Annotated in this window: 4 protein-coding genes and 1 pseudogene; 1 reads left to right on the plus strand and 4 read right to left on the minus strand. The window is 72.5% G+C overall.

Features of this window, described 5'->3' with window-relative positions; translation table 11 throughout:
• Positions 1 to 347, minus strand: a 347-nt coding sequence (locus SACPADRAFT_RS27595) for a DAK2 domain-containing protein (RefSeq protein WP_040924346.1), incomplete at its 3' end; no start/stop codon positions are given.
• Positions 348 to 497: 150 nt separating this feature from the next.
• Here SACPADRAFT_RS27595 and rpmB point away from each other — a divergent pair.
• Positions 498 to 689 (plus strand): 50S ribosomal protein L28, encoded by a 192-nt coding sequence (gene rpmB / locus SACPADRAFT_RS30575; protein ID WP_007027218.1) that lies wholly within the window; start codon positions 498 to 500, stop codon positions 687 to 689.
• A gap of 189 nt (positions 690 to 878) precedes the next feature.
• Here the strand turns inward: rpmB and SACPADRAFT_RS0213440 are convergent, their stop codons facing one another.
• The 3 genes and pseudogenes from SACPADRAFT_RS0213440 to SACPADRAFT_RS27600 form a co-directional block, all read right to left on the minus strand.
• The gene (locus SACPADRAFT_RS0213440) at positions 879 to 1,556 is read right to left on the minus strand and encodes a uracil-DNA glycosylase (RefSeq protein ID WP_007027217.1); all 678 of its coding nucleotides are present in this window, start codon (positions 1,554 to 1,556) and stop codon (positions 879 to 881) included.
• Positions 1,557 to 1,618: 62 nt separating this feature from the next.
• Positions 1,619 to 2,089, minus strand: coding sequence for a GNAT family N-acetyltransferase (locus SACPADRAFT_RS0213445; RefSeq protein ID WP_007027216.1), 471 nt, complete (start codon positions 2,087 to 2,089; stop codon positions 1,619 to 1,621).
• A 134-nt stretch (positions 2,090 to 2,223) separates the two neighbouring features.
• Positions 2,224 to 2,579: pseudogene (locus tag SACPADRAFT_RS27600) on the minus strand (thiamine-phosphate kinase); the annotation flags it as partial.

The following is a 2,579-nucleotide window of genomic DNA, read 5'->3' on the forward strand; positions in this document are numbered from 1 at the left end:
GCCCGGCACAGTGCGGCGGCGAGCGCGGGTCCGTCCAGCTCGGCCGCGTCCCCCGCCGCGTCGGCGAACCCGCGCAGCACCTGGGAGAAGATCATTCCCGAGTTGCCGCGTGCGGCCCGCACCGCCGCACCGGCCAGCACACCGAGCGCCTCCCCCGCCCCCGAGATCGACGCCCGCCCGGCCAGTGCCGCGCGGGCGGCCGACACGGTGTGCAGCAGGTTCGACCCGGTGTCCGAGTCGGCGACCGGGTAGACGTTGATGCCGTCGATGTCGCCGCGGAGCGCGTCCAGCCGCGCCACGCAGGCGTCCGCCCATTCCCGCACCGTCGCCGCGTCCAAGGCCCGCACCGGCGTATCCTCCGTAGCTGGTATCGAGGCGTCTCGGGGCGAGGGTAGCGACCCGGATGCGCCCGCCGTCGGAGCACCGGTTACGCTGATCGGGTCGCCCGGTGCCACCGGGCGGTTCGACTTGACGACTTTCTTCGAGGAGTGTTCGACGTGGCTGCCGTGTGCGACGTCTGTGGCAAGGGGCCGGGCTTCGGCAAGTCGGTCTCGCACTCTCACCGGCGTACCAACCGCCGGTGGAACCCGAACATCCAGACCGTGCACGCGAAGGTCGGGCTTTCCCAGAAGAAGCGCCTGAACGTGTGCACCTCCTGCATCAAGGCAGGCAGGGTCGTTCGGGGCTGAACGCCAGGACCCGAGCACGAGGGCCCCGGTGGTCGACCGACCACCGGGGCCCTCGTCGTGCGCACACCCACCCGCGGCCTGGCTTCGCCGTGAAGGGCACTTTCCCTGCATCTGACGCAGTGAAAGTGCCCCTCGCTGCGCGTGACGCAGGGAAAGTGCCCTTCACGGCAAGAGCGGGCGACTCCTGCGTCAGGGGAGCTTCCAGTCGACCGGGGTGGCGCCCTGGTTCTCGAGGAGGGTGTTGGCGCGGCTGAAGGGGCGGGAGCCGAAGAAGCCGTTGCGCGCGGACAGCGGGCTGGGGTGCACCGACTCGACGCACGGCACGGACCCGAGCAGCGGCTTGAGTTTGCGCGCGTTGCTGCCCCACAGGATCGCCACCAGCGGCTCCGCGCGCTCCGCGAGCGCCACGATGGCCCGCTCGGTGATCTCCTCCCAGCCCTTGCCCTGGTGCGAGTTCGGCTTGCCCGGGTGCACGCTGAGGGACCGGTTGAGCAGCAGCACGCCCTGCTCCGTCCACGGCGTCAGATCCCCGGTGGACGGCATCGGGTGCCCGAGGTCGTCGGTGTACTCCTGGAAGATGTTGCGCAGGCTCTTCGGCAACGGCCGCACGTCGGGCGCCACCGCGAACGACAACCCGATCGCGTGGCCCGGCGTCGGGTACGGGTCCTGACCGACGATCAACACGCGGACGTCGTGGAACGGCTGCCGGAACGCGCGCAGGATGTTCTCCCCGGCCGGGAGGTAGGTCCGTCCGGCCGCCACCTCCGCGCGGAGGAACTCCCCCATCGCGGTGATCCGGTCGGCGACCGGTTCCAACGCCTGTGCCCAGCCCGGGTCGAGAATGTCGTGCAGTGGTCGTGCGGTCACGGCCGCGCAGCCTAGCCCACCCGGCCGCGGGCCCGACCGACGGTCACGGGCCCGACCGACCGTCACAGCCGCCGGGCCAGGCAGACGCTCATCGGGTCGTCGCGGTACGGGCCGAACTTCGGCATGTCCGTGTACCCGGCCGAGCGGTACAGGGCGAGGGCCTCGGGCTGCCGGTGCCCGGTCTCCAGCACCACCCGGGACCGGCCCGCCCGCCGTGCCGCGTCCTCCAGCGCGGCGAGCATCCGCCGGGACAGGCCCCGGCCGCGCATCGCGTCCACCACGTACATCCGCTTGAGCTCGACGTCCCCGGGGCGCAGCGGTGGGGCCGGGTCGTCGTGTGCCCGCCAGCCCCCGCACGCGACCGGGGCCTCGTCGACATACCCGACGAGGAAGGTGCCCACCGGTGGGGCGAACTCGGCGGGGTCCACCGGGGTGACGTCCGGATCGCCGTACCGGACGACGTACTCCTGTTGGACCTCGTCGATCAGCTTCACCGAATCGGGATGATCGAACGGCAGGACGTGCAGCTCCACTCGCGCTCTCCTCGACAACTCGGCACACGGACAACTCGGCACACGGACGGCTCGGCACACGGACGGCTCGGCACACGGACCGCGGCGATGGGCACGCCCGCCCGGCGACGCCCCACCCGGGACAGACAAACCGATCAGCGCCAGTGTTCCCAACCGGTTTTCCGCTCGTAGGGCCTGCCGTCCACGGTCACCCGCGGCCCACCCGGGTCGCGCACGTCCTCGACGCCGCCCACCCGCACCCAGCCCTCGGGCAACGGGGCCGAGAGCGGGAAGGTCGCGGCGAGGGCGTGATCCTCCCCACCGGTGAGCACCCAGTCGAGCGGGTCGGAGCCGAGCGCGGTCGCCACGTCCACCAGCCGGTCGGCCACGGTGAGCCGGTCGCTGCGGACGTCGATGCCGACACCGGAGGCCCGCGCGAGGTGTCCGAGGTCCGCCAGCAGGCCGTCCGACACGTCGATCATCGCGCTCGCCCCGGCCCCGGCCGCCGCGG

Source organism: Saccharomonospora iraqiensis subsp. paurometabolica YIM 90007 (assembly GCF_000231035.2).
Lineage (GTDB): Bacteria > Actinomycetota > Actinomycetes > Mycobacteriales > Pseudonocardiaceae > Saccharomonospora > Saccharomonospora paurometabolica.